The following is a 21,853-nucleotide window of genomic DNA, read 5'->3' on the forward strand; positions in this document are numbered from 1 at the left end:
CGGGCAGGCGACGCCAAGGCATTTTCATGAGCAATCAGGGCACCATTCTCGTTACCGGCGGCGCCGGCTATATCGGTTCGCACACGTGTGTCGAGTTGCTGGCGAGCGGCTACGACGTCGTCATCGTCGACAATCTCTGTAACAGTCAACGCGAAGCGGTTTCCCGCATCGAACGGATTGCCGGCCGCACGCCGGTGTTCGTGCAGGGCGACGTCTGTTCCGCAGCGGTCATGGAGGACGTGTTCTCCCGTTACCGCATCGACGGCGTGATTCACTTCGCCGCGCTCAAGTCGGTCGGCGAGTCGGTCAGCCAGCCGCTGCGCTACTACAGCAACAATCTCGGCAGTCTCGTCACGTTGCTCGACGTCATGGGACGCCACAACGTTCGCGATCTGGTATTCAGCTCGTCGGCCACGGTGTACGGCAACCCGGGTTCGGTGCCGATCGACGAGACGTTCCCGCTGTCGGCGACGAACCCTTACGGTCAGACCAAGCTGATGGCCGAGCAGATGCTGGCCGACACGGTCTCGGCCGATCCGCGCTGGCGGGTGGCGGTGCTGCGTTACTTCAACCCTGTTGGCGCGCATGAGAGCGGTCTGCTGGGCGAAGATCCGGCGGGCGTGCCGAGCAATCTCATGCCGTTCGTGGCGCAGGTGGCCGTGGGCAAACTGCCGCGCCTGAAGGTGTTTGGCGGCGACTGGCCGACCCCCGACGGTACGGGCGTGCGCGACTATCTGCATGTGGTCGATCTGGCGCGGGGGCATCTGTCGGCGCTGGCGGGACTGCGCGGGCGCGAGACGGGGTTCACCGTCAATCTGGGTACGGGGGAAGGGCAAAGCGTGCTCGACGTGGTACGTGCCTTCGAAGCCGCAAGTGGTCGCGAGGTGCCTTACGACATCGTGGCCCGGCGGGCCGGCGACATCGCCACTTGCTATGCCAATCCGGCCAAAGCGCAGGCGCTGCTCGGCTGGCGTGCGCAATACGATCTGGCGAGAATGTGCGCCGATCACTGGCGCTGGCAGCGCCAGAATCCTGATGGATATCAATAATCGTCCCAAAAATCGTCCCAAAACCCCGCTTAGGGGCAGGGGACAAATGAAAGCCATTCCCAATTAAGGTAAAATAGTCGGGTTTTCCCGCCCTCGACCGATAGTGCGTGCATTGCACGCCGCCGTCCGGGCTACGGGGCCATTACCGCATTATCGACCGCCAATATGAGTACACAGAATCAACAGACCGTGCTGGAAGTCCACCACTGGACCGACACGCTGTTCAGCTTCAAGACCACACGCGACGCTTCGTTCCGTTATGTCAATGGCCAGTTCACGATGATTGGTCTGGAAGTCGAGGGCAAGCCGCTGCTGCGCGCCTACAGCATGGCGAGCGCCAATTACGAGGAAGAGCTCGAATTCCTGAGCATCAAGGTGCAGGACGGTCCGCTGACCTCGCGTCTGCAACACTTGAAGCCGGGCGACAAGGTGATCGTGGGCCGCAAGCCGACGGGCACCCTGATCAACGACAATCTGCTCCCGGGCAAGAACCTGTACCTGCTCTCGACGGGCACGGGCCTCGCGCCGTTCATGAGCATCATCCGCGACCCGGAAGTGTATGACCGCTACGAGCACATCATTCTCGTGCACGGCTGCCGCTTCACGAGCGAACTGGCTTACCGCGACCTGATCACCGAGCATCTGCCGGAACACGAGTATCTCGGCGAGTACGTGCGCGACAAGCTGATCTACTACCCGACGGTCACGCGCGAAGAGTTCGAAAATCAGGGCCGTATTACGGAACTGGTCGAATCGGGCAAGATGTTCCAGGACATCGGTCTGCCGGAATTCACGCCGGAAAACGATCGCGTCATGCTGTGCGGCAGCCCGGCCATGCTCAAGGACACCCGCGAGCTGCTGGAAAAGCGTGGCTTCGTCGAAGGCCACAACCACGCACCGGGGCATTACCTCGTCGAGCGCGCGTTTGTTGGCTAAGTTAGTTGGCTAGGTTCGTCGGCTAAGACGTCAGCGACTTAGCAGCAACCCAGCACGACAGCACAAAACAAAACCCCACGACTTTCGGGTCGTGGGGTTTTGTCGTTTCCGAGGCCGCGCCGCTTAGAACTGAATCGTCGCGTTAGCCACGAACGTGCGGGTGGCGCCGAGGAACAGGAAGCCGCCCCACGCTTCGGTCCAGTACTTGCGATCGAACAGGTTGTTGATACCGGCGCGGAACACCACATCCTTGCCGCTGATACGCGTTTGGTACTTCGCGCTCAGGTCGAACGTGGTGTAGCCCGGGATGAACTGCGTGTTGGCTGCGTCAACCGCCATGCCACCGACGTACTTGCCGCCGAACGCCACCGTCAACTCGCGAAGGTACGACGGGTTGTACTCGATGCGCCCCGTGCCGATCACCTTGGCGGCGCCGTAGACGCGCTTGCCCGCGACGCTCGGGTCGTCGATATCGACCGCCTTCGAGTTCATCAGCAGCACGCCGCCCATCACACGCCACTCGTCGAGCGGCTTGACCCAGCCGCTGGCATCGAGCCCTTGGAAGCGCATGATGCCGTTCTGCACGAGATTGTTGTTCGAGTCGGCGTACGAATAGCCGCGGCGCATCTGGAACAGCGCGATGTTGGCACCCCAGTTGCGGTTGTCCGTCTTGAAACCGACTTCCCACTGCTTGCTCTTGAGCGGGCCGTAGGTCGTGCCCGAGTTGGCGAAACGATTGTCGGCCGACGCGCCTTCTTCCAGCGATTCGACGTAGCTCACGTAAGCGGTCGAGTTCGCGTCCGTCTTGTACATCAAGGCGATGGTCGGCGAGACCGGGTTGGCCGAGTAGTTCGCCGACTGCGTGCCGTTGATGTTGTAGCTCCAGTCGTGATACTGCGTGTAGCGCGCGCCAAGCAGCACCGACAGGCGCGAGGTCACGTGAACCGTGTCGCTGGCGTAGATCGCGGCCTGCGTGATGCGGCCGGCGCGATACAGATCGGCCGAAATACCGGCCGCCGAGTTGCTCAAGAGGGTCGGCGAGAACAGATTGCCGTTGCCGAGGTTGTAGCCGTTTTGCCAGCCTTCGCCCGCGTCGTAGTCCTTCCACTGGTTCATGTAGCTCGCGCCCACAACCAGATCGTGCTTCACGCCCCACGTATCGGCCTTGCCTTGCAGCATCGCGTCGTAGTTCTGGTAGTAGTAGCGCGTCAGGGCTGCGTACAGCGTGTTGGTGTAGTTGCCGGCGTTGTCGTTGACGGCAATGAAGCTGTCGAAGTTGTAGCGGTTTTCCTTGGCGAAGCGGAATTTCACGCTGGCGCGCCAATCGTCCGAGATGCGGTAGTCGAGACCCGTGCCCACCGACAGAAACTCGGTCTCATACCAGTTCTGCGGCTGCGACAGATCCTTGACGCTCTTGGCCGACGGAATCTGCGTCACGCCATAGAACCCCAGACCGAAAATCGTGCCCGTCGATTTGCGGTCCTGATACATCACGTCGGCCGACCACGTGAGGTCCGGCGTGATGCGCCAGTCCAGCGCCAGCGACGCGCCCTTGCGGCGAATGTGCTGACGCGCTTCCGACGAATTGCCTTCCTCGTTGACCAGATTCACGCGGTAGCCGAACTGGTTATCCGGACCAAAGCGGCCGCCGACGTCCAGCTTTGCCGCCCAGATGTTGGCCGACGTGTAACCGATGGTCGCCGAGCGATACGGGTCGTCCGTCGGGCGCTTCATCACATAGTTCAGCATGCCGCCCGGGGTAGCAAAGCCATACATGAAGCCGCCGGCGCCTTTGAGCAGCTCGACTTTCTCGAACGGCTCCATCGCGAGGTCGGCGTCCCACACCGGGAAACTCTGCCCGTCGACCTTGATGCCGTTGAGCATGTCGATCGCCAGACCGCGCACGCTGAAGACGGCGTTTTCACCGGTCGCGCTGCTGATGACCTGTGCGACCGACGGGTCGTACTTGAACACGTCGTTGATCGATGTCGCCATCAGGTCCTGCGCTTGCTCGTTGGTGACGGTCGTGGTCGAGAAGGGCGTATCGACTGCCTTGCGGGTGCCGAGCGCGCCCGACGTCACGTTCTTCACGGCCAGCGGATCGTAGTCGTTGCTCCGGTCGCCCGTGACGGTCGTCGTCGTCAGTTGCGCCGTGGGCTGTGCCGGTGTGCTCGATGACGTGGTGGCTGCGTCGGTGCCGGTCGGCGTGGCTTGTGCATACGCCTGCGTCGTGCCCACCGCGGCCAGCGCGGCATAGGTCGCGATGAGCGCGAACGTGGCACGCGCAATCGGCGAGGCGAGGCGCGAAGTTTCGGGGCGAGCGGGGGCGCGCGCCGTGACGGAGCGGAGTTGCGGCATTCGGGTAAATCTCCCTGAGTGAGTTGGTGTCTTGTGTGCTGGGTCGATGGCGTCAGCGCGCCAAATCTTGTATTCCCCGGCGATGCCAGCGAGGGTGTCGCCGGGGCGTGCTCCTAAACCGTCGTGCGCGTGGCGCCGCCGACTTCCGGCGTGCCCCCCGTCGGCGCGGGCCGTGCCCACACACTGTTCGGGTCGCCACGGCGCGCACGACGCCATGTCGCGCGCGCAAACAGGCAAAACGCGATGGCGCAAACGATGGCCACGAGATCGACGCCGGCCAGCACCCAATCGCCGCGCGCGATCGAGCGCAGCACGTTGTCCGGTGTGACGAGCGCGTCGATAACCGGAATCGCGAGACACGCGAGCGCGGTGGCGGCGAGCAGCCCGGTGGCGGCAACGGCGGGTGCCGTCAGTGCGGCAAAAATCAGCGACACGATGACCGTGCCGACAAAGATCGACAACGCCGTGGTGCCTTGTGAGAGCAACGCCCCCGAGAAAGCAACGGCCAGGCCGAGGCAGGTGCCGAGGAACACACCGGCGGTCGCCTTGGCCATCCAGCGCAGGTTGGCGGGCTGAATGGCCGAGTTGCGCTTGCGGCGCGATTCCAGCCACAGCAGATTGCCGCTGTACACGAGCAGCGCGCCCATCAGGCCCAGCACGAAGTAAACCCAGCGCATGCCGATGCCGGCGAAATTGCCGAAGTGCGCGCCGTAAATCATGCTCAGTACCGCGTGATTCGCATCGCGCACGCCCGGGCTGTGCTGACCGATGATGGCGCCGTCGTTCAGGCGTACGGCGACAGCCGCGAACACCCCGAGCGAATCACCGGCTTCGCCATAGACTTCCGCCACGGCATCGGGTTTGCCGTAACCGGTCCACGACACGGCAGTCGCTTCCACATCTGGCGCGGCGTGTTCTGCGCGGGCGAGGATCGTCGCGAGATCGAGTGGCTTGCCGTCCACCGGGGCAACCTTTGCCGGCACCGCTCCCGTCACCTGCGGAATCTGCGCCATCAGTTTGTTTTCGAACGTGATGACGTTGAACGCCATCATCAGCGGCACACTCAGGCACAGCAGCGCGCCGGTGAGCGCAAAGACGATGTGAAACGGCAGGCTGAGCACGCCGATGGCGTTATGCGCGTCTTGCCAGAAACGCTTGAGATTGCGCCCCGGGCGCAGCGCGAAAATGTCGCGCGTCACGCGTGGCAAATGCACGATCACGCCCGAGATCAGCGCCATGCCGTAGAACAACGACACGATGCCCATCAGATACAGGCCATAGGTCGGAATCGACAGCGAGTAGTGCAGCGCGTTGATCGTTGCCGACAACCCGGGACGGGCATTGCCGACGATCAGCGACGGCTCGGCACCACCGGTGGATTCGCGCAACCGCGCCTGCATCCATTCGCCGTCGGCACCCTGCCAATAGGCGAACGGCGTCGGCGAATGGTTGGGCAACACCACGCCCATCTGCTCACGCGCGGCCGGATACTGCGCGCGCACCAGTTCGGCGAGCTTCTCGGTCTGCGCGAGCGTGAGCGGCGCATGGCGCGTGGAAGGTTGCTCCCAGCGCTCGATTTCGTGTTGAAAGACGGTCAGGGCACCGCCGAGCATGGCGATGAACAGCGCGAAACCGGCGACGATGCCGGCCCACGTATGGACGCTCAGATATTGACGCAGCGTTTGGGCACGCATCGGACGATCCTTACCAGACAGCGCGCGCCAGCCACAGCGCGACCCAGGCGACGACAGTGGTGGCGCCGAGGCCGATCCATGCACGCGTGGCGGTTCGGCTCGCGTAGACGACGGCAAACAAGCCGAGCCACACAAGCGGGAAGAGGGTGATAACGGGGATGATGGCGGTGTGCCAGCCGGCCGGCGTCATGTACGCCATGGCCCCACACAGCGCCATCGCAGCGAAGAAGCCGAGCACGAGACCCGCCAAGGTTCTACTCCACATGGGCATCTCCGCGCAGCCAGTGCCAGCCGCCGGCCGCATACGGCCAGAACAGCAGGCCGAAGCACAGCGACATGAAGGCGGCAGCAATGCCGGCCGAGGCCCCGGCGGCGATCAGCCAGCACACGAGGCTGGCAATCGCGGCCACGAGCGAGAGCGCGCGAGCGGGTTGTGGGGTCAGGCGCTGCGTGCGCAGGCGCTGATGCTCCGACGTCAGGTAGCAGGCGCCACCTGCAAACCAGGCCAGCGCGATAGCCAATGCAATCAACATGCTGAGGAATCGACGAGATCGATGAAAAACGAGGCGGCACAAGCAAAAACGCCGCCCTCGGGCGACGTTGCTGCGATGCGGGCTTATGAAAGCCGGCGCAAATCAAAGGCTAACGGAATGCATACCAAACGCACATCAGATGCAAACCAGATGCAAACCAGATGCAAATCAGATGCAAATCAGATGCAAATCAGATGCAAATCAGATGCAAACCAGATGCAAATCAGATGCAAACCAGATGCAAACCAGATGCAAACCAGATGCAAACCAGATGCAAACCAGATGCAAACGTTAACGAAAACGATTCGCATTTATATCATGTTTCGAACAAATCCTGAAACATTCCAAAACATGGCGAGGGAATAACGAAGCCCGGTCGTGGTTTGGCGGCAACGGCGTGTAGCGCGCCGTTGCCAAGCCTGCGGATTTGTGCGGGATCGCTTGCCCGGCGGTCAGCGTTCGCCGAGGGCTTCGCTGGCCGGCAACGGGCCGCCAAACTGGCGCAGTGCGGCGCTCAGGTAGGGAAGTTGCGGGCCGGGTGTCGGCTGCGCGGCATTAATCTCCGGCAACAGATGCCACGGCGCCGTCGGATAGAGATGATGCACGCGATGCAGATTCGCATTGAGCAGCAGCGCACGGCCCAGCGCAGGCGCGTGGAAATTGCGCGCGCGGGCGGGCTCGTCCATCGCGACGCCGTAGTGCGGCAGGTTGTCCGCAATCGACAGCCAGATGCCCCGGGCGGCGAATGCCGCGACGAACACCGGCCACCACGGGCCGTACGCCCAGATCGCCAGTGCCAGTGCCACCAGCGTCATGACGAAATCGCGCTGAATCCGGCGGCGGCGCACCGGGTCGCTGCCGAACATCACCACTCGGCGGCGCACATCTTCGTCCTGCCCATCGGTGCCGAGCGCGCGGGCGGCCAGCGCCGGCAGACGGCGCGGCGGTATCCATGCAATGACCGGTGCGAAAATTTCGGCGAGCCACATGCCGCCGAGCAGCCGTGACTGATAGCCGAACCACGCCCGCAGTCGTGCCAGTAGTGGTGCGCTATCGGCAAGGGTGGAAATGTCCGGGCGATCGAACGGCTGCCGCGTGAAGCGGTGATGCAGCAAGTGACCGAAGCGCATGATCTCGAACGGCAGGCCCAGCAGCACCGACAACAGGCGGCCGGTGCGTTCGTTATCGCGCGGCTTGAGCCGCAACTGGCCATGAATCGATTCGTGAATCAGCCCCCAGTGCATGGGCGTGAGCAGCAGCACGGGCAGGAGCGTGAACGCTGCCGTGGCGCCCCAGTGACGCAGTGCCAAGCCGAGCCCGAACCACTGCCAGAGCCCCGCGAGCCCGGTCAGGGCGATCAGCCACGGATTCCAGCGCGAGGGGCGCGCGTGGCGCCACAGGGCTGGCGATGCAAGAGAAGAAAGCGATGAGTCGGTGTCGGTCTGCGCCGGGTGTGCGACGACATGCTCCATAAGGTCTCCGTGACATGGGGTGCCATTTCGAGCGTCAGAGCGCGATCTTACCCAATCCGTACGCAACCAGCCCGGCACCGTGGCGACAAGAGTGTATGTCGGCCGTCAGGTCGGGAATATGTCAGTCGCGTGGCAATGTCATATCAGTGCCTTACCGGAGTAACTTATCAGCGCCTTAACAACGCCCTAGGAGCGCCGTAACAGCGCAGCGCCGGGCGGTCAAAGCAGCGTCCTATCGGCGCCTTACACGAGGCTGTCGTACTGCGCGAGCCCGGTGTCCGTGAGCCGCGCGAGCCGCAGCCCGCGCTCGCCGTCTTCCACTTCGACCCAGCCCGCCTCGCCCAGCACGCCGAGATAACGCAGTAGATCGCTCATCGGCAATGCGCTGCGTTTTGCCAGCCGTGCCAGCGAGAGTGCATCGCGTCCTTCTTGGCGGCCTTGTGCCAGCGTGAAGAGCAGCCGCGCCAGATCCTGCTCGGCCTGCGAGATTTCGTCAGTGGCCGGAGGTGAGAGTGGCGGGCCGCCGGCGGCGCCATCAGGCATGGCGGCGCTCCATCAACACCGGGATCGACTTAGACGTCGGGGTGCCTGCGCCGTCGGCGGTGGCGTCCAGCGGCACGAGGCCGTTGGTTTCCGGGTAATAGGCGGCGATGCTGCCGCGTGGAATGTCGTAGGCCACGAGCAGGAAGTCGTCGGCGCGGCGTGCGATACCGTCGTTCCACACGCCGACCAGATCGATGCGCTCGCCTGCGCGCAAGCCCAGCGCGTCGAGATCTTCCTGATTCGCAAACACCACACGGCGTTGCCCGAACACGCCGCGATAGCGGTCGTTCAAGCCGTAGATCGTCGTGTTGTACTGATCGTGCGAGCGAATGGTTGCGAGTTGCAGCACTTCCGCGCCGCGCTCGCCGGCCTGACGACGGGCCGTGTCGATGGGCAATTCGTGCGGCAGCGGGTGCGTCGTGAAATTGGCGCGGCCCGTCGCCGTCAGCCAGCGGCGCTCGGCCGGCGGCACGTCCAGACGGAAGCCGCCCGGATGGCGCACGCGGCGGTTGAAGCCTTCGAAGTCGTCGAACGTCGCCGCGATCGCATCGCGAATGCGGTCGTAGTCTTCGATGTACCAGTGCCAGTCGTCGTGGCCGGCGAGGGCGCGGCCCATCGTCGCCTGCGCGATGCCCGCCACGATGGCCGGCTCCGAGCGCAGATGTTCCGACGCCGGAGCGTTGATGCCGTACGAGAGGTGCACCATGCTCATCGAGTCTTCGACGGTCACGCCCTGCACAGCACCGGCCTGCATATCGATTTCGGTGCGGCCGAGGCAGGGCAGGATGAGTGCGTCGCGCCCATGCACGAGATGGCTGCGGTTGAGCTTCGTCGCGACGTGCACGGTCAGGTCGCACTGACGCAGGCCTTCCCACGTGCGGGGCGTGTCGGGCGTGGCCATGGCGAAGTTGCCGCCCATGCCGATGAAGACCTTGATGCGGCCTTCGAGCATGGCGGAAATCGTGTCGACCACGCCCAGCCCTTCGCGGCGCGGCGGGGAGAAGTCGAACACCTGACCCAGCCGGTCGAGAAACGCCTCGCTGGGCTTCTCGTTGATGCCGACGGTGCGGTCGCCCTGCACGTTGCTGTGGCCGCGCACGGGGCACAGACCGGCGCCGGGGCGGCCGATGTTGCCGCGCAGGAGCATCAGGTTGGTGATCATCTGAATGGTCGCCACCGCCTGCTTGTGTTGCGTGATGCCCATGCCCCACGTGGCGATCACACGTTCGCCGCGCAGATAGACGTCGGCAATCTGCCACATCTGCGCCTGCGAGACACCGGCGGCGCGTTCCAGATCGTCCCAGCGCTCGGCGCGCACGTCGGCGGCAAAGTCGTCGAAGCCGTGGGTGTGTTCGGCGATGAAAGCGTCGTCGAGCAGTGGCGCGTCGCCGTTGGCGCGGGCCTCGGCATCGCGTTCCAGCACATGTTTGATCACGCCTTTGACGAACGCGAAATCGCCACCGCTCGCGGGGGTGACGTAGTGGCCGCTGATGGCCGTGCCGCCCATGCTGAGCATCTCGGCGGCGCTTTGCGGATCGGCAAAACGCTCCAGCCCGCGCTCGTGCAGCAAGTTGATCGAGACGATGGTGGCGCCGCGGCGGGCCGCTTCACGCAGTTCGCCGAGCATGCGCGGGTGGTTGGTGCCCGGGTTCTGCCCGAACAGCAACAGCGTGTCGGCATGCTCAAAGTCTTCCAGCGTGACGGTGCCCTTGCCGATGCCGACGACCGGTGGCAGACCCACGCTCGTGGGTTCGTGGCACATGTTCGAGCAATCGGGGAAATTGTTCGTGCCGTACTGACGCACGAAGAGCTGATACAGGAAGGCGGCCTCGTTGCTCGTGCGCCCCGAGGTGTAGAACGCGGCCTGATCGGCATCGGGCAGGGCGCGCAGGTGTTCGCCGATGAGCGCGAACGCGGCGTCCCACTCGATCGGCACATACCGGTCGGTGGCGGCATCGAAGCGCATCGGGTGCGTGAGGCGCCCATAGCCTTCGAGCGTGTAGTCGTCGAGCGACAGCAGATCGGTGACCGTGTGTTCCGCGAAGAAGGCCGGCGTCACGCGGCGTTTGGTGGCCTCGGCGGCAACGGCCTTGGCGCCGTTCTCGCAGAACTCGAACGTCGACGCATGCTCGCGGTCCGGCCACGCGCAGCCCGGGCAGTCGAAGCCGCTGGGCTGGTTGGCGCTCAGCAGCGTGCGCGCGCCCTTGAGCGGGATGCCTTGCGAGACGAGCTGGATGGCAACGTTCTTGAGGGCGCCCCAGCCGCCGGCGGGGCGCGTGTAGTTGGCGATCTTCGGAGTGGTCATGTTGCAGTGCGCTGTGCGCGTAATTCGAGGGGGGATTCGATGAGGTTAAATAGGCAAATAAATGCATAATTAACTATCGAATTCTCAGCGTGAGATCGGGAGTAGCGGGTCGTAGTTCCTGATAAATCGCCGAATGTCTGCATGTTATCAGCAATTTTCATGATTCATATTATGCAATTAATAGCATATGAGGCTGTGGTGATCGCTTGACGAAAACGCCTCTGCGGTGCCCGGTCGGCGATAGTCGCGGGAAACGCGATTTGTCGTATGAGAGATAGGTAAAAATATGCATAATTGCGTCGTGGAAATCGCTGCCGGCGGATTGGGTGAGCGCGCAGAAGTCTTGTGCCTCAACGTGTTGCGAAAGTCCGACGGGATTTCGAAGCGAAGTGTTTATGAACGTCCTCTCATATGGATAGCCCTATGCGGATCTCGATTGCCCCTCAACTGCGCTTTCGTCATGACGGCAGCGACGTGCCGCTCGACAAGCTGATTTCGCTGCTGGCGCACGTCGACACGCTAGGCAATTTGCAGGCGGCGAGTCATGCGCTGAACCTCTCCTATCGCGGGGCGTGGGGGCATGTGAAAGAGGCCGAGACAGCGCTCGGTGCGCCCTTGCTCACGATGGCGCGCGGACGCGGCGCCGTGCTGACGCCGCTCGCTCGCCGATTGCTCTGGGGGCAGAAGCGGTTGCAGGCCCGGCTCGGGCCGTTGCTTGAGACGATGGCCTCGGAGTTGCAGACCGAACTCGACGATCTGCTCGGAGAAGACAACGACCAGTTGCGCATCTTTGCCAGTCACGGGCTGGCGGTGGCAGCGTTGGTCGACTTCGCGGCGAAAGCCGAATTGCCGCTGGAGGTGAGTTATCGCGGCAGCATCGAGGCGGTCTCCGCGCTGGCCAAGCAAGAGTGCGAGATGGCGAGCTTCCATGTGCCGGAGGGCGCACTGGCCGAGCCGGTGCTGGCGCAGTACGCGCCGTTGCTCAAAGGGAAGGCCTATCGCGTGGCAGACGTCGCATCACGTCGACTGGGGTTGCTCGTCGCGCGAGGTAATCCGCTGCATATTCAGTCCATTGCCGATCTGCCGCGTGTGGGGGCACGTTTCGCCAATCGTGAGCGCGGCTCGGGCACACGGATGATCTTCGACCTTCTGTTGCAGCAGGCGCGGCTCGATCCGGAAACGATCCACGGCACCGAGAACATTGAACTGACGCACGCCGCCGTCGCCGCCTACATCGCCAGCGGACGGGCCGATGCCGGACTCGCCATCGAAGCGGCGGCGACCCAGTTCGGGCTGGATTTTCTGCCGATCCTCACCGAGCGCTATTGCCTCATCTTCCCCGACGAGGCGGCCGATCACCGCTATGTCCGGGCGCTGCTCGATATTCTGCAAAGCGCGCCATATAAGCAGGTGGTGCACGACATTCCCGGCTACGCCGAAGCGCACACGGGGCGGGTGGCGGCGCTATCGGAGGCGTTTCCGTCGCTGGGCTGAACTTGTGTCGCGGCGAGGGCTCGCCTGCGTGTCGACGGGCATATGCAACGGCATGCCTATATGTTGCGGCGTATTCTGACCACGGTTTGGTCGTTGGCGGAATGCAAATTTGTGCCGGTGAGGTTTTCCCGAATTTTGCTGTCGCGGGAAATATGGACTACTGTCGAAGCCGGGACGTCTGAAAAGCCGCGTCGATTCATATGAATTGACGAACATATAAGGCGACGCCCGATCCCCCACAGGAGACGCCATGCCTCGTCAGGTTGAACCGGGCCACGGCCCCGATTTCGGCACCCCGGACCGCACCGCATCCGGCATCGCTGGCCAAGCAAGTCAGGCAGGCCAAGCAAGCCAACACGTGACGCTGGAGATCGACGGCCAGCGCGTGAGCGTGCCGGCCGGCACCTCGATCATGCGGGCGGCCGCGTTGAGCGACGTGAACATCCCCAAGCTATGTGCGACCGACTCGTTGGAGCCCTTCGGTTCCTGCCGTCTTTGTCTGGTCGAAATCGAAGGGCGGCGCGGTTATCCGGCGTCGTGCACTACGCCTGTCGAGGCGGGCATGAAGGTGCGAACGCAGTCGCCGAAGTTGCAGGACCTGCGTCGCAACGTGATGGAGTTGTACATCTCCGATCACCCGCTCGATTGCCTCACTTGTGCGGCAAACGGCGACTGCGAGCTTCAGGACATGGCGGGCGTCACCGGCCTGCGCGAAGTGCGCTACGGCTTCGATGGCGATAACCATCTGGCCAGTGCCAAGGACGAATCCAATCCGTACTTCACTTACGACCCGTCGAAATGCATCGTCTGCAATCGCTGCGTGCGCGCCTGCGAAGAGACGCAGGGCACGTTCGCGCTGACGATCTCCGGGCGCGGTTTCGAGTCCCGTGTGTCGCCCGGGCAGGACCAGCCGTTCATGGAATCGGAATGCGTGTCGTGCGGCGCGTGCGTGAGCGCGTGTCCGACGGCGACGTTGCAGGAGAAAAGCGTCATCGAGATGGGCCAGCCGGAACACGCGGTGGTGACGACCTGCGCCTATTGCGGCGTGGGCTGCGCGTTCAAGGCGGAGATGAAGGGCAGTGAAATCGTGCGCATGACGCCCTACAAAGACGGTCGTGCCAACGAAGGCCATGCCTGCGTGAAGGGCCGCTTTGCGTGGGGGTACGCGACGCACAAGGAGCGGATCACGAAGCCGATGATTCGCAGCAAGATCACCGACCCGTGGCGTGAAGTGTCGTGGGATGAGGCGCTCGATTACGCGGCGTCCGAGTTCCGGCGGATTCAGGCGAAGTATGGTCGCGATGCCATTGGCGGCATCACCTCGTCGCGCTGCACCAACGAAGAAACGTATCTGGTGCAAAAGCTCGTACGCGCCGCATTCGGCAACAACAACGTCGACACGTGCGCGCGCGTTTGCCACTCGCCGACCGGTTACGGACTGAAGCAGACACTCGGCGAATCGGCCGGTACGCAGACGTTCAAGTCCATCGAGCATGCCGACGTGATCCTCGTGATGGGCGCGAACCCGACCGACGGGCACCCGGTGTTCGCGTCGCGGCTGAAGCGTCGCGTGCGTGAGGGCGCGAAGCTGATCGTGATCGACCCGCGCCGCATCGATATCGTCGACGGACCGCACATCAAGGCGGCATTTCACTTGCCGCTGCGCCCCGGTACCAATGTCGCGATGGTCAACGCACTGGCGCACGTCATCGTGACCGAAGGGCTGCTCGCCGAGGCGTTTATCGCCGAGCGCTGCGAAGACCGCGCGTTCGCGCAGTGGCGCGAGTTCGTGGCGTTGCCGGAGAATTCGCCCGAAGCGGTGTCGGTGGCGACCGGCGTGCCGGCCGACGCCATTCGTGGCGCGGCCCGTCTGTACGCCACGGGCGGTAACGCTGCCATCTACTACGGGCTGGGCGTGACGGAGCACTCGCAAGGCTCGACCACGGTAATGGGCATTGCGAATCTGGCGATGGCGACCGGCAACGTGGGCCGCGAGGGCGTGGGCGTGAACCCGCTGCGTGGCCAGAACAACGTGCAGGGCTCGTGCGACATGGGCTCGTTTCCGCATGAGTTGCCGGGGTATCGGCACGTCTCCGACACGACCGTGCGCGCGGAATTCGAAGCGGCGTGGGGCGTGACCTTGCAGGAAGAGCCGGGGTTGCGCATCCCCAATATGTTCGATGCGGCGATCCACGGCAGTTTCAAGGGGCTGTACTGTCAGGGCGAAGACATCGTGCAGTCCGACCCCAATACGCACCACGTGTCTGCGGCGATGGAGGCGATGGAGTGCATCGTCGTGCAGGATATTTTCCTGAACGAGACCGCCAAGTACGCCCATGTGCTGCTGCCGGGCACGACGTTCCTCGAGAAAGACGGCACGTTCACCAACGCCGAGCGTCGTATCTCGCGGGTGCGGCGCGTGATGGCACCGCTGCCCGGCATGGCCGACTGGGAAGTGACCATCGCGCTGGCCAAGCGGCTCGGTTACGAGATGCCGTACGCACATCCGTCGGAAATCATGGACGAGATTGCGCGGCTGACGCCGACCTTCCATGGCGTGAGCTATGCACGGCTCGACGAGGCCGGCAGCCTGCAATGGCCCTGCAACGACGAGGCGCCCGACGGCACGCCGATCATGCACATCGATACGTTTGTGCGCGGCAAGGGGCGCTTTATCATCACGCGCTACGTGCCGACCGACGAGAAGGTGACGCCGCGCTATCCGTTGCTGCTCACTACCGGGCGGATACTCTCGCAATACAATGTCGGAGCGCAGACGCGGCGCACGCCCAATGTGCACTGGCACGATGAAGACCGGTTGGAAATCCATCCCCACGACGCGCAGGAGCGCGGCATCAAGGACAGCGACTGGGTCGGTATTCGCAGCCGTGCGGGCGAAACGGTGCTGCGGGCGGTGATCAGCGAGCGTATGCAGCCGGGCGTGGTGTACACGACGTTCCACTTTCCGGAGTCGGGCGCCAACGTCATCACGACCGATAACTCGGACTGGGCGACCAACTGCCCCGAGTACAAGGTGACCGCCGTTCAAGTGCTGCCGGTGGTGCAGCCATCGGCATGGCAGGCGAAGTATTCGGCGTTCAACCGCGAGCAGCTCGAATTGCTCGAGGCGGCGCGAAAGCCTGCCGAACCCGTGTCGGCGAAGTAGGCCGAATGATCAGGGATTAGCAGTAATCACAAGTGGAGCAAACGTTTGACGATGTCTGAAACTCTGCGCACCGGGCGAGCGACGCCCGGTGGCGACGCCGCTGACGACGGCCCGGTGTGTGATGTCGCCCCGGTGGCGATCGACCCGGCAAGCGTGGCCACGCACGCCAGTTTCGACGTGCGCCGCTTCCGGCAGGGCAACTGGCAGCAGGCCAGCGACGAACTGGCCGAAGAAGTCCCCGTTGCCCTTGAATTCAATGGCATCTCGCATGTCGTGATGCTCGCCACCCCGGCCGATATCGAAGACTTCGCGCTCGGGTTTGCGTTGTCCGAAGGCATCCTGCGCCAGCGCGGCGAGTGTTACGGCGTGGATGTGTCGGCGACGACGCTGGGCGTCACGGCGCATGTCGAAATTTCGTCGCGCGCATTCGCTGGTCTCAAGGAACGGCGCCGCAACCTCACCGGCCGCACCGGCTGCGGGTTGTGCGGCACCGAAAGCCTCGATCAGGTTCTTCGTCCGTTACCTGCCGCCGGCGCTGCGCTGCGTGTGTCGCATGCGGCGCTGGCCGCTGCGCACGCGGGGCTCGCGAAGCACCAGTCGCTCAATGCCGTGACCGGCGCGGTGCATGGCGCCGCGTGGTGTTCGTCGACGGGCGAGATTCTGTGTCTGCGTGAAGACGTGGGCCGCCACAACGCGCTCGATAAGCTGATTGGGGCGTTGGCGCGCGAAGGGCAGGCGTTCGATGCGGGTTTCGTGCTGATGACGAGCCGCGCGAGCGTCGAGATCGTGCAAAAGGCGGCGCAAGTCGGCATTCCGATGGTGGCGGCGGTGTCGGCGGCCACGGCGCTGGCGGTGCGCACCGCAGCGGCGGCAGGCGTCACGCTCGTGGGCTTCGTGCGCGGCGAGCAGTGTGTGGTGTACACCGGCGGAGCCACGCTCGACAGTCACAGTTGACAGTCACAGTTTGTGACAGTTGATGGCCGCTGGGCCTACGCAGGTCGCGGTATAGTAACGGTGACGGTCGCGCACCGGTGCGGCCCCCGAAGCGGAGGACTTGATGAGCGATACCCCCACGCGCAAGCCCAAGCCACAGCAGCCTCACAAAGAGGACGACGTCGAGCGCGATCTCGACGAAGCTCTCGAGGAAACGTTCCCGGCGAGCGACCCCGTGTCCATCGATACGTCACAACCGCGGCGTCCTGAGCCTAAGCCGTCGACGGGAAAGCGTCTGGACGAAGGGCTCGAAGAGACCTTTCCGGCAAGCGACCCCGTCTCGATCGACACCGGTAAGACGCCAAAGCCGTAACAATGCGGCGGTGTTGTACGCCAATCGCGGTATGTTGTGCGCAGAGCCCCGGCTGGCGGGGCCCGCCGGGCGAAAATAAATCGCCGTCGCGGTGCGGGTTTGCCGCCCGGCCGGGGCGAATTCATGGCAAAATGCCGCGCCTGACTCTCTCAGGCTGGGACTGTAGGAAATAAATGGCGGCAGGTACGGTAAAAAAAGTTCGACGCTACGCGCTGGAAACCATCGACGTGATGGGGCAGAGCGGGTTGGGCGTCGTCGAGCGCCCGGATGGGCGTTTCGTCATGTATCCGGAGTACTGGACACAGACGCAGGCGCTCAGCCAGAAAATGCGGACGTTGTATCGCAAAAACTGCCAGCTCGAATATCAATTGGCGAAGCTCACGCGCGAGCTCGATCGTCTGCGCAGCGTGGTCGACACGCCGCGCCCGACCGGTAACCCGCAGCCCTCGCTGCCGGGCACCGACGTGCCGCAGCCCGAGCCGAAGATGGAGCGCAAGCCCGCCGCCGAACTCCCGCCCCGACGACGCAAACGCGCCGCCTGAGTCCGCGACGCGCCGTAGCCGTTTCACGGTCAGCGTCGTTCAGTCTCTCCGAATTACCCTGCAACGCCACCGAACTCTCCCCTAAAACACCGATTTCTGCCTGTCCGGCTGACCATCATGGCGCTCACCGCATCGCAACTCGACGCTTTCCGTGAAGACGGTTATCTGATCCTGCCGCGTTATGTGCCGCAGGCCGATTGCGAGGCGATGCTGGCCGACGCGCGAGCGCAGTTGGCCGCCGCGACGCTGCCGTTGGAATTCGAGGCAGATGTCGGTTACGCCGGTGCACCGACGTCGCGTGAGGCGGAAGGCGGGCAAACCGTGCGGCGTCTGCTCAAGGCCTACGATCGCGGCGACGCGTTGCGTGGCTGGGCGACCCGGCCCGACCTGATCGAATCGCTGGCGCAGATATTCGGCGAAGACGTGGTGCTCACGCTCGCGCATCACAACTGCGTGATGACGAAGCATCCGCACTTCGGCACGGCGACGGGTTGGCATCGCGACATCCGCTACTGGTCGTTCCCGCAGAATTCGCTGATCTCGGTGTGGCTGGCGCTCGGTCCGGAGACGCTGGCGAACGGCGCACTGCGCTTTATTCCGGGCTCGCATCGCGAGCAACTCGGCCCGCATCAGCTCGACGCGCTCGACTTCCTGCGTCCCGACGAACCCGACAATCAGCCGCTCGTCTCGCGCGGCCGTCAGGTCGAACTGGCGCAGGGCGACGTCGTGCTGTTCCACAGTGGCTTGTTCCATGCCGCCGGGCGCAACGAGGGCGATACCACGAAGTTCTCGGTGGTGTTTGCGTATCGCGGCGAGAGCAATCCGCCGACGCCGGGGTCGCGCTCAGCCTCTGCGGGCGAAGTCGCGCTCGGGCACTGACTCGGGCGCTGACATCGTCCGCCTGATCCGTTCTCGCCCAAACCCCCGGGCGAGATCACGGTTTTGGGCTGTTTCCTAAACCGGGCAGAGCCTCTTCCCGCGTAGACTCCACGACCATCCTAATGGCGTCGCCTGTCGGCTCGCGCTCGCGCGTCTGACCTACCGCCGGGCATACCGGTGACGCGGCATTGCCCCCGTAACCTGCCTGACGCCATCCCATGACAACTGTCGTGGCGTGCTGTCGAGCAACGCGAATGTCGCAGCACGTGCACGTCCAGACCCGGAGGAGACACGTGTCCCATCTGCCCATCTCGCCCTCGGCGGCGCCATCCACGGCGACCGCCTCCGTGGTTTCCAGTGCTGCTTCTGCGTCGTCCGCTTCCACTACTTCCACCGCTTCCACCAGTTTCACCGCCTCCACCAACGCCGATCGTGCGAACCCGTCCGTGCGCGGCACGTGGGGCTCGCGCATGGGATTTGTGCTGGCGGCCGCCGGCTCTGCGGTAGGGCTGGGTGCGGTGTGGAAGTTTCCGTACGTGGTGGGGCAGCACGGGGGCGGGGCGTTTCTGGTGGTGTATCTGGGGTGCGTGTTGACGCTGGGTGTCGCCTTGCTGCTCGCTGAGATGACCATCGGACGGCTGACCGGCAAGTCCGCCACCACGGCGATGCGTGAGTTGGGCGGTCGTGGCTGGTCGTGGGTAGGGCGCATCGCCACGTTCAATGCGTTTGCCATTCTGTCGTTCTACGTGGTGGTCGGCGGCTGGACGGTGGCCTATCTGCTGCGTGCACTCAACGGCACGGTGCTCGCGCCCGATACGCTGAAGCTGGAGGCCGAATTCGTGGCGTTCATTGCCGACCCATGGGCGTCGCTCGCGAACATGGCCGTGTTTCTCGGGCTGGCCGCATTGATCGTGGCGGCCGGTGTGCAGAAGGGCATCGAGCGTGCGGGCAAGTGGCTGATGCCGGCGCTGTTCCTGTTGATGCTCGCGGTGATTGCCCGGGCGCTGACGCTACCCGGTGCGATGGAAGGCGTAGCGTGGTTCCTCAAACCCGACTTCTCGATGATCAGCGGCAAGACACTCCTTGAAGCCTTGGGACTCGCGTTTTTCTCGCTGTCGCTGGGGGCGGGCATGATCGTGGTCTACGGCTCGTATCTGCCCAAGGATGCGAAGCTGGCCGGTTCGGCAGTGTGGGTGGCGACGCTGGCGACGCTCGCGTGCATGCTGGCGGGGCTGATGATTTTGCCGGCAGTGTTTGCCTTCGGCGTCGCGCCCAACGCGGGCCCGGGGCTGACGTTCATCACGATGCCTGCGATCTTCGCGCAGATGCCGTTCGGCCATCTGGTGGCGATTGCCTTCTTCCTGTTGCTGCTATTTGCCGCGTTGACCTCGGCCGTGTCGCTGTTCGAGCCGGTCACGGCGTTTCTGATCGACGAGTATCAATGGCGGCGCGGCCCGGCAGTGGTGGCCGTGTTAGTCGCCACCTTCTCACTGGGCGCGCCCGCGGCGCTCTCGTTCGGCGTGTGGTCCGACGTGCAACTGTTCGGCCGGACGATTTTCGATCTGATGGATTTCGTGACGATCAATCTGCTGATGCCCGCCGGTGGCCTGTGCGTCGCGGTTCTGGTTGGCGCACGCATCTGGCCGCAGGCGCGCACGGTGCTCGTCGGCACGCGTGCGCAATGGTTTCTGCCGGTATGGCGGCTGATTTTGCTGGTGCTCACGCCGCTCGCGATTCTCGGTATCTGGTACCAGAGCGTCTAGGCGGCGCGAGGCGCAGCACTCAGCCAGCCACCGGCGTGCGCATGGTCACCCACTCTTCGGCGGCCGTCGGATGCACGGCGAGGGTGCGGTCGAAGTCGGCCTTCGTCGCCCCCATCGACAGCGCAACGCCGAGCAACTGGACTTGCTCGCCGGCATGGTCGCCGACCATGTGCGCGCCGACGATTCGGTCGGTCGAGCCATCGACCAGCAACTTCATCAGAATCTTTTCCTGCCGCCCCGAGAGCGTGGCTTTCAGCGGGCGGAAGACGGCCTTGTACACCTTGAGTTGCGGATACTGCGCCCGGGCCTCGCTCTCGATGAGCCCGACCACCCCGATTTCCGGGGTGCTGAACACGGCCGTCGGAATGAGCTTGTGATCGACGCGCGTCGTGCGCTCGCCAAACACCGTATCGGCAAATGCCTGACCTTCACGAATAGCCATCGGCGTGAGATTGACGCGATCGGTCACATCCCCGACCGCGAAGATCGACGGCACGTTCGTGCGTGAAAACTCGTCGACGATTACCGCGCCCTTGTCGTTGAGCGCCACACCACTCGCCGCCAACCCCAGTCCCTGCGTGTACGGCACACGCCCGGCCGCGCTGAGCAGCACGTCGGCCTCGTGCGTGCTGCCGTCGGAAAGCGAAATGCGCAAGCCGTCTTGCGTCTTGTCTACGCGTTCTACTGTGCGGTCCAGCACGACATCGATGCCGCGCTCGCGGTAGGCCGCTTCGAGCGACGTCCGCACGTCTTCATCGAAACCGCGCAACAGGTGAGGGCCGCGATGGACGAGCGTGACCTTCGCGCCAAGTCCGGCGAATACCCCGGCAAACTCCACCGCGATATACCCGCCGCCGATCACCGTAATGCGCTCGGGCAACTTGTCCAGATGAAACACCTCGTTGGACGAAATGGCATGCTCGCGTCCGACAAAGTGCGGTTGTTCGGCAGGCCGCCCGCCGGTGGCGATCAGGATGTGTTTTGCCGTGATGCGCTCGCCGGTCGCAGGCAGCACCACGGTGTTCGGGCCTTCGACCACGGCACGCACCTCGATCAGTTCGGCCCCCGCACGTTCCAGATTGGTGCGGTAGATGTTCTCGAGCCGCGCGATCTCGCTGTCTTTGCGGGCAATGAGCGTGTTCCAGTCGAAGGTGGGCGTACCGACGTTCCAGCCAAAGCCGGCGGCATCTTCGAATTCGTCCGTAAAGCGGCTGGCGTAGACGAGCAGTTTCTTCGGCACGCAGCCGCGAATCACGCACGTACCGCCAACGCGAAACTCTTCGGCCACCTTCACGCGCGCACCGTATTGCGCCGCGACGCGCGCCGCACGCACACCGCCGGAACCGGCACCGATCACAAACAAATCCACATCGAACTGGGGCATTGCTGACTCCTTGTTGTCATATGACGGCATGGACACAACTGCGGGCACACCTGCGGGCGCATCCGCAAACATGGCCGCAAACACGGCCGATGGCGGCTGCGTCGGTGTCCGTCACGTCTGGCGTTGAGCGATTGTGCCAGAGACCCGATACCCACGTCGGCAGCCGGGCCGCACTTTCGGAGTCGTCCGATGCCGCGATCAGGCACCACCGGAAAACCCGTCATACCGCGCGCTATCCGTCAATTCGGGTTTTCGCACGGTCGTGCACTTTTGTTGATTTACATCAATGCGCCAGACGAAACGCAAGACGACAATCGAAAGCGTCGAAAGTCGATGAATGCTTCACGGTTGAAGCAGGGCGCCCGCCCACGAGGCGGTGCTCAATGTTTCAACGATGAAGCAATCGCGGCTGCCGGACGTTTCTGAAAT

General features: G+C 64.0%; 18 protein-coding genes. 10 read left to right on the top strand and 8 right to left on the bottom strand.

The window, feature by feature from the left end:
• The first annotated feature begins 26 nt into the window (after positions 1 to 26).
• Both galE and PIN31009_RS18975 read left to right on the top strand, forming a co-directional pair.
• Complete coding sequence (gene galE, locus PIN31009_RS18970; protein ID WP_150791270.1) at positions 27 to 1,049, top strand: UDP-glucose 4-epimerase GalE; 1,023 nt, start codon at positions 27 to 29, stop codon at positions 1,047 to 1,049.
• A gap of 165 nt (positions 1,050 to 1,214) precedes the next feature.
• Positions 1,215 to 1,985, top strand: coding sequence for a ferredoxin--NADP reductase (locus PIN31009_RS18975; RefSeq protein WP_087689045.1), 771 nt, complete (start codon positions 1,215 to 1,217; stop codon positions 1,983 to 1,985).
• A 123-nt stretch (positions 1,986 to 2,108) separates the two neighbouring features.
• Here the strand turns inward: PIN31009_RS18975 and PIN31009_RS18980 are convergent, their stop codons facing one another.
• The 4 genes from PIN31009_RS18980 to PIN31009_RS18995 all read right to left on the bottom strand — a co-directional run bounded on the left by PIN31009_RS18980 (position 2,109) and on the right by PIN31009_RS18995 (position 6,570).
• The gene (locus tag PIN31009_RS18980) at positions 2,109 to 4,343 is read right to left on the bottom strand and encodes a TonB-dependent siderophore receptor (RefSeq protein WP_150791271.1); all 2,235 of its coding nucleotides are present in this window, start codon (positions 4,341 to 4,343) and stop codon (positions 2,109 to 2,111) included.
• A 113-nt stretch (positions 4,344 to 4,456) separates the two neighbouring features.
• Complete coding sequence (locus PIN31009_RS18985; RefSeq protein ID WP_150791272.1) at positions 4,457 to 6,037, bottom strand: PepSY-associated TM helix domain-containing protein; 1,581 nt, start codon at positions 6,035 to 6,037, stop codon at positions 4,457 to 4,459.
• Between the two features lie 10 nt (positions 6,038 to 6,047).
• Complete coding sequence (locus PIN31009_RS18990; RefSeq protein WP_150685595.1) at positions 6,048 to 6,302, bottom strand: hypothetical protein; 255 nt, start codon at positions 6,300 to 6,302, stop codon at positions 6,048 to 6,050.
• Positions 6,292 to 6,570: a hypothetical protein gene (locus PIN31009_RS18995; RefSeq protein ID WP_150791273.1), complete on the bottom strand. Its 279-nt coding sequence runs from the start codon at positions 6,568 to 6,570 to the stop codon at positions 6,292 to 6,294. The genes PIN31009_RS18990 and PIN31009_RS18995 overlap by 11 nt, the downstream gene beginning before the upstream one ends.
• 21 nt (positions 6,571 to 6,591) lie before the next feature.
• Here PIN31009_RS18995 and PIN31009_RS19000 point away from each other — a divergent pair, with 21 nt between their 5' ends.
• A complete protein-coding gene (locus PIN31009_RS19000) occupies positions 6,592 to 6,936 on the top strand; it encodes a hypothetical protein (RefSeq protein WP_150791274.1) in 345 nt (114 codons plus the stop codon).
• Positions 6,937 to 7,022: 86 nt separating this feature from the next.
• Here the strand turns inward: PIN31009_RS19000 and PIN31009_RS19005 are convergent, their stop codons facing one another.
• The 3 genes from PIN31009_RS19005 to PIN31009_RS19015 form a co-directional block, all read right to left on the bottom strand.
• Positions 7,023 to 8,042 carry a fatty acid desaturase family protein gene (locus PIN31009_RS19005; RefSeq protein WP_150791275.1) on the bottom strand — a complete coding sequence of 340 codons (1,020 nt, stop codon included), beginning with the start codon at positions 8,040 to 8,042 and terminating at the stop codon, positions 7,023 to 7,025.
• A 243-nt stretch (positions 8,043 to 8,285) separates the two neighbouring features.
• Entirely contained in the window at positions 8,286 to 8,585 is a 300-nt protein-coding gene (locus PIN31009_RS19010; RefSeq protein ID WP_150791276.1) for a helix-turn-helix domain-containing protein, read from the bottom strand.
• Positions 8,578 to 10,890, bottom strand: a complete 2,313-nt coding sequence (locus PIN31009_RS19015; RefSeq protein WP_150791277.1) for an FdhF/YdeP family oxidoreductase — start codon at positions 10,888 to 10,890, stop codon at positions 8,578 to 8,580. The genes PIN31009_RS19010 and PIN31009_RS19015 overlap by 8 nt, the downstream gene beginning before the upstream one ends.
• Positions 10,891 to 11,313: 423 nt before the next feature.
• On the opposite strand from PIN31009_RS19015, the gene PIN31009_RS19020 reads away from it, so the two are divergent.
• From PIN31009_RS19020 to PIN31009_RS19050, 7 genes are all read left to right on the top strand, one after another.
• Positions 11,314 to 12,384, top strand: a complete 1,071-nt coding sequence (locus tag PIN31009_RS19020; RefSeq protein WP_058378895.1) for a substrate-binding domain-containing protein — start codon at positions 11,314 to 11,316, stop codon at positions 12,382 to 12,384.
• A 250-nt stretch (positions 12,385 to 12,634) separates the two neighbouring features.
• A complete protein-coding gene (gene fdhF, locus PIN31009_RS19025; protein WP_150791278.1) occupies positions 12,635 to 15,550 on the top strand; it encodes a formate dehydrogenase subunit alpha in 2,916 nt (971 codons plus the stop codon).
• Positions 15,551 to 15,601: 51 nt separating this feature from the next.
• Positions 15,602 to 16,504 carry a formate dehydrogenase accessory sulfurtransferase FdhD gene (gene fdhD, locus PIN31009_RS19030; protein ID WP_150685588.1) on the top strand — a complete coding sequence of 301 codons (903 nt, stop codon included), beginning with the start codon at positions 15,602 to 15,604 and terminating at the stop codon, positions 16,502 to 16,504.
• A gap of 103 nt (positions 16,505 to 16,607) precedes the next feature.
• On the top strand, positions 16,608 to 16,856 hold the full coding sequence (locus PIN31009_RS19035) for a hypothetical protein (RefSeq protein ID WP_217426812.1): 249 nt from the start codon (positions 16,608 to 16,610) through the stop codon (positions 16,854 to 16,856).
• 173 nt (positions 16,857 to 17,029) lie between these two features.
• Positions 17,030 to 17,398 (top strand): hypothetical protein, encoded by a 369-nt coding sequence (locus PIN31009_RS19040; protein WP_150791279.1) that lies wholly within the window; start codon positions 17,030 to 17,032, stop codon positions 17,396 to 17,398.
• A 117-nt stretch (positions 17,399 to 17,515) separates the two neighbouring features.
• Entirely contained in the window at positions 17,516 to 18,277 is a 762-nt protein-coding gene (locus PIN31009_RS19045) for a phytanoyl-CoA dioxygenase family protein (RefSeq protein WP_150791280.1), read from the top strand.
• A gap of 293 nt (positions 18,278 to 18,570) precedes the next feature.
• Complete coding sequence (locus PIN31009_RS19050) at positions 18,571 to 20,040, top strand: sodium-dependent transporter (RefSeq protein ID WP_246185744.1); 1,470 nt, start codon at positions 18,571 to 18,573, stop codon at positions 20,038 to 20,040.
• Between the two features lie 19 nt (positions 20,041 to 20,059).
• On the opposite strand, the gene gor is transcribed toward PIN31009_RS19050, so the two are convergent.
• The gene (gene gor, locus PIN31009_RS19055; RefSeq protein ID WP_150791281.1) at positions 20,060 to 21,424 is read right to left on the bottom strand and encodes a glutathione-disulfide reductase; all 1,365 of its coding nucleotides are present in this window, start codon (positions 21,422 to 21,424) and stop codon (positions 20,060 to 20,062) included.
• Positions 21,425 to 21,853: the final 429 nt, after the last annotated feature.

The organism is Pandoraea iniqua (assembly GCF_902459685.1).
GTDB lineage: Bacteria > Pseudomonadota > Gammaproteobacteria > Burkholderiales > Burkholderiaceae > Pandoraea > Pandoraea iniqua.